The organism is Stenotrophomonas sp. STEN063 (assembly GCF_056854515.1).
The window spans coordinates 58,301-65,460 of record NZ_JBXFWF010000017.1 but is presented as its reverse complement, the minus strand read 5'-3'; the positions used below and the strand labels follow the sequence as shown (position 1 = coordinate 65,460).

The 7,160-nt window shown below is 63.1% G+C and carries 6 protein-coding genes; 3 read left to right on the top strand and 3 right to left on the bottom strand.

The annotated features are described in order from the left end of the window. On the top strand, nucleotides 1–514 hold a 514-nt coding region (locus AC1VWL_RS06720), incomplete at its 5' end, for an MBG domain-containing protein (protein WP_482986192.1). A gap of 66 nt (nucleotides 515–580) precedes the next feature. Here AC1VWL_RS06720 and AC1VWL_RS06715 read toward each other — a convergent pair. Then, nucleotides 581–1,048, bottom strand: a complete 468-nt coding sequence (locus AC1VWL_RS06715; protein WP_481533359.1) for an RcnB family protein — start codon at nucleotides 1,046–1,048, stop codon at nucleotides 581–583. Nucleotides 1,049–1,267: 219 nt separating this feature from the next. Between AC1VWL_RS06715 and ettA the strand changes: the two genes are divergently transcribed. Next, nucleotides 1,268–2,932, top strand: coding sequence for an energy-dependent translational throttle protein EttA (ettA, locus tag AC1VWL_RS06710; protein ID WP_282266307.1), 1,665 nt, complete (start codon nucleotides 1,268–1,270; stop codon nucleotides 2,930–2,932). Nucleotides 2,933–3,284: 352 nt separating this feature from the next. After that, a complete protein-coding gene (locus AC1VWL_RS06705) occupies nucleotides 3,285–4,601 on the top strand; it encodes an NCS2 family permease (protein ID WP_282266305.1) in 1,317 nt (438 codons plus the stop codon). Between the two features lie 37 nt (nucleotides 4,602–4,638). On the opposite strand, the gene AC1VWL_RS06700 is transcribed toward AC1VWL_RS06705, so the two are convergent. Further along, entirely contained in the window at nucleotides 4,639–5,424 is a 786-nt protein-coding gene (locus tag AC1VWL_RS06700; RefSeq protein WP_482986191.1) for a DUF3667 domain-containing protein, read from the bottom strand. A gap of 190 nt (nucleotides 5,425–5,614) precedes the next feature. After that, the gene (locus AC1VWL_RS06695; RefSeq protein ID WP_482986193.1) at nucleotides 5,615–6,646 is read right to left on the bottom strand and encodes a fimbrial protein; all 1,032 of its coding nucleotides are present in this window, start codon (nucleotides 6,644–6,646) and stop codon (nucleotides 5,615–5,617) included. Nucleotides 6,647–7,160 lie beyond the last annotated feature (514 nt).

Genomic DNA, 7,160 nt, shown 5'->3' with positions numbered 1-7,160 from the left:
CTACACCATCACCGCCAGCAATGCCGACGGTACCGGCCTGTCCAACTACAACGTCACCTATGTCGACGGCAATCTGGCTGTGGGCAAGGCAGAACTCACCATCACCGCAACCGACATGTGGAAGTGGATAGGACAAAGCCTGCCCCTGCATCGCTACGCCGTGAACGGGCTGAAGAACGGCGATACCATCGACAGCGTGCGTTTGCTCAGCGCCGGCAGCGATGCTTCAGCTCAGCCCGGCAGGTACGAGATCTTCGCCAGCGATGCCGTTGGTGCCCGTCTGGGCAACTACGTCATCCATTACCAGGGCGGCCAACTCGAGGTGGCCGGCGCATCCCCCCAGGCAGCGGCGCTGGCAGCACAGGTGATCGCCGCCGGCCTTCCGCGGGCCCCTACCCCGCTACCAGCGGCAGCCCCCAGCCCGTTGATCTCGGTCAGCGATGGCGGGATAAGTCAACCGGCAGCCTGCACCGGTGCGCAGCGGGGCAGCTGCCTGGGCATGCAGCCCAAGTGATGAATCCTGCGCAATGAAAAAGGGCGCACCCCATGGATGCGCCCTTTCCTGCCAGCCAGCCGGCGATCAGTGATTGAACACGATGTCGGCAATGATCCCGGTGGCGATGGCCACCATCAGCATGTTGCCGCGGTCGTCGCGGATCCAGCGGTGGCCGTAGGGCGGGCGGCGCACGTGGTAACGGTTGTAGTCGTTGACCACATATACCGGACCGCCGTAGTAGTTGCTGTAGCGGTGGCCGCGCTCGAAACCATACGGGCGGTACACCACGCGCGGCGGCGGTGCGTAGTAGCGGCGGTCGTTGTAGCGGGCGTCGCGGTAACCCTCACGGTAGCCATTGGCGTAGTGGCGACGGTCATCACGGCGCTCGTGGCGGTCATGGCCGCGGCCGCGATCATGACCCCTGCCGCGGTCATCCCAGCCGTGGCGGCCACGGTCGTGGTCGTCACGGTCACCCGCCGCAAAGGCCGGGGCGGTGGCACCTAACGCCAATACGGTGGTCATCGCGGCGACAACAAAGCGGTTCATCTTCATGGGTGGCCCTCACTGGGTTGGTGGACGGTTTCCATAATGCTCACTTGATCTGAACGGTTTCCGGCTGGAAACGGTTACGGCCTTTCCCATTCATAAATCAGCAAGCGCCCCACCCGTCGCCGCCGGCCATGCCGGGGTTCCGGTTATAATCGGGGATTCCCTTTTGCCTTTGGCTCTGTCCTCACTGGACCGGGCGCAGGCGTGCGCTACGGAGACGTCATGTCCTCGCAATACATCTACACCATGAACCGCGTCAGCAAGGTGGTCCCGCCCAAGCGGCAGATCATCAAGGACATCTCGCTGTCGTTCTTCCCCGGTGCCAAGATCGGCCTGCTGGGCCTGAACGGCGCCGGCAAGTCCACCGTGCTGAAGATCATGGCCGGCGTGGACACCGATTTCGAGGGCGAGGCCCGCCCGCAGGCTGGCATCAAGGTCGGCTACCTGGAGCAGGAACCGCGCCTGGACCCGGCCCAGACCGTGCGTGAAGCGGTCGAGGAAGGCGTGGGCGAAGTGCTGCAGGCCCAGGCCGCGCTGGACAAGATCTACGACGCCTATGCCGAGGAAGGCGCCGACTTCGATGCACTGGCAAAGGAACAGGAACGGCTGGAAGCCATCCTGGCCGCTGGCGATGCCCACACGCTGGAGAACCAGCTGGACGTGGCCGCCGATGCGCTGCGTCTGCCGCCGTGGGACGCGGTGATCGGCAACCTGTCCGGCGGCGAAAAGCGCCGCGTGGCACTGTGCCGCCTGCTGCTGCAGAAGCCGGACATGCTGCTGCTCGACGAACCGACCAACCACCTCGACGCCGAGTCGGTGGAATGGCTGGAGCAGTTCCTGGCGCGCTACACCGGCACCGTGGTGGCCGTCACCCATGATCGCTACTTCCTGGACAACGCCGCCGAGTGGATCCTGGAACTGGACCGCGGTCGCGGCATTCCGTGGAAGGGCAACTACACCGAATGGTTGATGCAGAAGGACGAGCGCCTGAAGCAGGAAGACAACCAGGAAAAGGCTCGCCAGAAGGCGATCCAGAAGGAACTGGAGTGGTCGCGCCAGAACGCCAAGGGTGGCCGCACCAAGGGCAAGGCCCGTCTGGCCCGCCTGGAAGAGCTGCAGAGCGTTGACTACCAGAAGCGCAACGAGACCAATGAAATCTTCATCCCGCCGGGCGAGCGCCTGGGCAACTCGGTGATGGAGTTCAAGAACGTCTCCAAGAAGTTCGGCGAGCGCCTGCTGTTCGACAACCTGTCGATGATCATCCCGCCGGGTGCCATCGTCGGCATCATCGGCCCGAACGGTGCCGGTAAGTCGACCCTGTTCAAGATGATCACCGGCCAGGAAAAGCCGGATTCGGGCGAGATCGTGGTCGGCCCGACCGTCAAGCTGTCCTACGTCGACCAGAGCCGCGACGCGCTGACCGGCAACCACAACGTGTTCCAGGAAATCGCTGGTGGCCTGGACATCCTCAACATCAACGGTGTCGAGATCCAGTCGCGTGCCTACATCGGCCGCTTCAACTTCAAGGGCCAGGACCAGCAGAAGTTGGTCGGCTCGCTGTCCGGTGGTGAGCGTGGCCGCCTGCACATGGCCAAGACCCTGCTGCAGGGTGGCAACGTGCTGCTGCTCGACGAACCGTCCAACGACCTGGACATCGAAACCCTGCGTGCGCTGGAAGATGCGTTGCTGGAGTTCCCGGGCAACACCTTCGTCATTTCGCATGACCGCTGGTTCCTGGATCGCATCGCCACGCACATCATTGCCTTCGAAGGTGACTCGCACGTCGAGTTCTTCCAGGGCAACTACCGCGAGTACGAAGAGGACAAGAAGCGTCGCCTCGGCGACGATGCCGGTCCCAAGCGCCTGCGTTTCAAGGCACTGAAGTAATACCCGACAGACGGCCGCCCAGTGCGGCCGTCTGCTTTTGGCGATGGCGCCGAACAGCGCGCTCTTCGCTTCAAAGCCCCTCTCCCGCCTGCGGGAGAGGGGTTGGGGTGAGGGCAAGCTCTGCGCAGGAAACTGCCATCGTTTGCTTTGGTCAGAAAAGCGCAAAGAGCTGAAGAGCGGGTGAAGCTCCCCCTCATCCGCCCCTTCGGGGCACCTTCTCCCGCACGCGGGAGAAGAAAAGGCAGGACTCCGTTTTCGTTTCCTGCGACGGATGGCAGCACGCCCCGCTCCCGCCTCCGGCCCCCTCTCCAACCCAGCGAGAGGGCACAGCCTGCAATCCACGGAATTCCCCATGTCCCTGCTAGACCGAATCTTCAAACTGCAACAGCACGGCACCAGCGTCCGTACCGAGGTACTGGCCGGTATCACCACCTTCCTGACGATGTCCTACATCGTCTTCGTCAACCCGGAAATCCTCGGCACCACCGGCATGGACCCGGGCGCGGTGTTCGTGGCAACCTGCCTGGCAGCAGCAATCGGCTCGGCGGTGATGGCGCTGGCAGCCAACTATCCAGTCGGCATGGCACCGGGCATGGGCTTGAATGCGTTCTTCGCCTTCACCGTGGTCGGTGCTGCCGGGCTGCCCTGGCAGCAGGCGCTGGCAGCGGTGTTCATTTCCGGCATCGTGTTCTGGGTGTTGTCGCTGACCGGCATCCGCGCCTGGCTGGTGGCCGGTATTCCCGCCTCGCTGCGCTCGGCAATCGTCGCCGGTATTGGCCTGTTCCTGGCCATCATCGCGTTGCAGAAATCGAACGTGATCGTTGCCAATGAAGACACCATGCTCACGCTGGGGCCGCTCAATACCGCGCCGCCGCTGCTGGCCCTGGCCGGCTTCCTGTTGATCGCCATCCTCGAAGCGCGCAAGGTGCGCGGCGCCATCCTGATCGGCATCCTCGCCGTCACCGGCATTGGCTGGGCGATCGGCTCGGTGCAGTACCAGGGCATCGTCTCGCTGCCGCCGAGCCTGGCCCCGACCTTCCTGCAGCTGGACCTGCCTGGCCTGCTGCATCACGACGGCGGTGCGCCGCTGGCGGTGTTGCTGCAGGTGGTGCTGGTGTTCGTGCTGGTGGAAGTATTCGATGCCACCGGCACCTTGTACGGCGTGCTTGGCCGCGCCGGGCTGCTGAAGCTGGAAGACGGCAAGAAGCGTTTCAGCCGCGCCCTGCTGGCCGACAGCAGCGCGATTGTCGCCGGCTCGCTGCTGGGCACCAGCTCCACCACCGCCTTTGCCGAAAGCGCCTCCGGCGTGCAGGTGGGCGGCCGCACCGGCCTGACCGCATTGGTGGTTGCCGCGCTGTTCCTGGCGGCGCTGCTGTTCTCGCCACTGGCGGCGATGGTGCCGTCCTATGCCACCGCGCCAGCACTGCTGTTCGTCGCCGGCCTGATGCTGCGCGAGTTGGTGGAAGTGAAGTGGGATGACCTGACCGAGTCGGTTCCCGCCGCGCTGTGTGCGCTGGCGATGCCGTTCACCTACTCCATCGCCAATGGCCTGGCCTTCGGCTTCATCGCCTATGCAGCACTGAAGGCAGGTACCGGCCGCTGGCGAGAAGTGCATCCGGCGGTGTGGCTGGTGGCCGGGCTGTTCGTGCTGAGGTATGCACTGGAGTGACTGCAGGGGGCCGGCGCAGCGCCAGCAGCGGCAGAGGTCAGCCAAGCCCCATCACGGCAAGGGTCCCTGCGAACACGAGCATGCCACTGGCCACCGAGAACACCGCCAGTGCCAACACGCTGCGCCACACGGTCGACCAGATCGGCTGCTGCTTGAAGAACTGCACCAGCGAAACCACGGTGTAGATCATGCCCAACGCGCCAGCCAGCGCCTGGGTATGCGAGACCCAGCGGTGCAGCAGCACCAATACCGACCAGATGACGAAGGTCTGCACGGTCAGCAGCGTGGTGATCACCAGCCACTCCGGATAATTCAGCTTGCTGTAGCGGTTGAAGACCACCCGGAACACCAGGGCTTCGATCGGCAGCAACATAAGAGTGAACGCTGCGAAGTGGGACTCAATCCAGGCACCGACGGTGCGCGAGGCATCCATGAACCGTTGCATCTCAGCCGGCAATGTCTGGCCAGCAAGCAGTGCTTCGGATGCACCGCCGTCGACGATGCTGGTTCCGATGAGCAGGCGGTTCAACAGCAGCACCGCCGCCGACATCATCGTGATCAGCAGCAGCGGTTTGACCTGGTTGCCACGCCTTCCCTCGATGTAATCACGCAGCAGCCGGCCCGGCCGGCCCATCAGCTGCTTGAGCGAATACAGGATGCCCCGGTCCATGTGCAGCACACTGTGCTCCAGCTCATGGCCAAGAAAATGCCAATCGATGCGGTGCACCGGCGTCGGCTGGCCGCAGCTCGGGCAGTACTTCTGCTCAGGACCGCTGGTTGCGCGATCACAATTGATACAGCTGGTGTCGACGTGCATCCCCATGCATCGCCCCCGTTGATGGCAAGGCAGCATTCTAGAACGAGGCGGAGAATCTCCGCTATCGCTCCCGGAACCCTGATCTGACAACGCCCACCCGCAGCGGCCTCGCCGCCCGGGAACGCCCACCACTGAAAATGGGCACCGGAGGCTGCGGACGAGCATCCACTGCAGCCGGTGCGAGCTCGATGCCGTCCTAGTTGTATTGAATGGTGAACGTCGCCGTGCCGTTGGCCCTACCGGGAGTCACCCTGCCCGCCCGGGTCTGGATGTAGCGGGCGCGCAACGGCAGGCTCATGGTGCTGGCGCCGGCCACGCTGACGCCGAGATCGATGTTCTCGGCAAACCGTACTGCTTTCTCGGCAGTGCCATTGCGCTGTACCAGCTCGATACCGATGCCCGCAGCCGAGTTGGCAATCGCACTCAAGGGCAGCACCCCCGGCAGATTGGATGCCTCCTGCAACGCATCCAGCCGTATGCCAATCCGGCTCTGGTATTGCGCGACATTGCTGCCCTGGCAGTCCAGGCGGATATCAAAATCGCGATTGATCGCGCGCGTACCCACGCCGGTGAATGTGCTGGCAGGCACCGATCCAAACTCGACCACGATATTGCGACTGCCCGCTTGCACCGAGCACGTTGGGTTCACCACCGTGGTGCCCGTCCCTCTAAACGTCGATACCAGTATGGGCTTGCCGACCCCATCCCCATCGAAATAATAGGTTGTGAATCTGCCGCTGGGAGCGATCAATCCGGAGCCGGTGACGGCCGCCGTTTTGATCAACTCGACGCGAAAGAAGCCACCAGCAAGATTCACCGCACCGTCGGTGTTCACCGGGTATACGTGCGGATAGTAAGCCTTGACCTCGCCGGAGTCGCGATAGACGCGAATGCCGATACCCGCCACATCGGTCGCACGGACATTGTCCAACCCCGGCACCAGTATCTGTTGCCGAGCATTGTTGTAGACACCGATGACACTGCTGGCCCTGGTACATCTGCCTACGCCGGAACGCTGATCTATGTTCACCACCAGCTCCTTGATCAGCCCGCCCACCGGCAAACCAGGCAGTATCACCAGCTGCCCCATATCCATCTGCACATCCTGCGGCACGAAAAAGTCGGCACTCAGCGTACACGCGGCTTGCGCCACAGGCGCCAGCGACGCCAACACAACCGCAGACAACACTGCCCGCAACAAGCAGGCGAGCTCGTGGATCGACGACATATAGCCTCCTTCGTTATGAAAGCCGGCAGCACTACAGCTGCTGGACCCGCGATTGAAAAGCGAGGCCGCAAAGTCAACAGCGACCATCACCTGGCGCAGCGCGCAGGCGGCTGGTCGACTGATCATGTTTCGCACATACCTGCGTCGTGCCCGCTGTACATGCAGCGCGGCCGAACATGCTCAACAGGCTTTTCGTACGAGCGCAGGCTGCAGTTGACTGCAGTGCGATCCGACGCGTGGCGTCAGCTGTGGTTGAAGGTCAGGTTCAAATCAGGGAGGCAAACAGTGATGCAGCGGAAGGAACGCCGTCCCGCGACGCCACAACGCCTATCCACTTTCCGCAGGGAAAGCCAATGATTCAATTCAGACAGCCAGCACCTTGATCGGCATAGCCAAGCACATAGGCAAGCACCTCCGTTTGCTGATTGGGTCGAACGCAACCAGGCATATCGATTACATCATTGATGTCGGATTGGACGCACGACATCCCATTCTTGTAGCCACACGAAGCAGA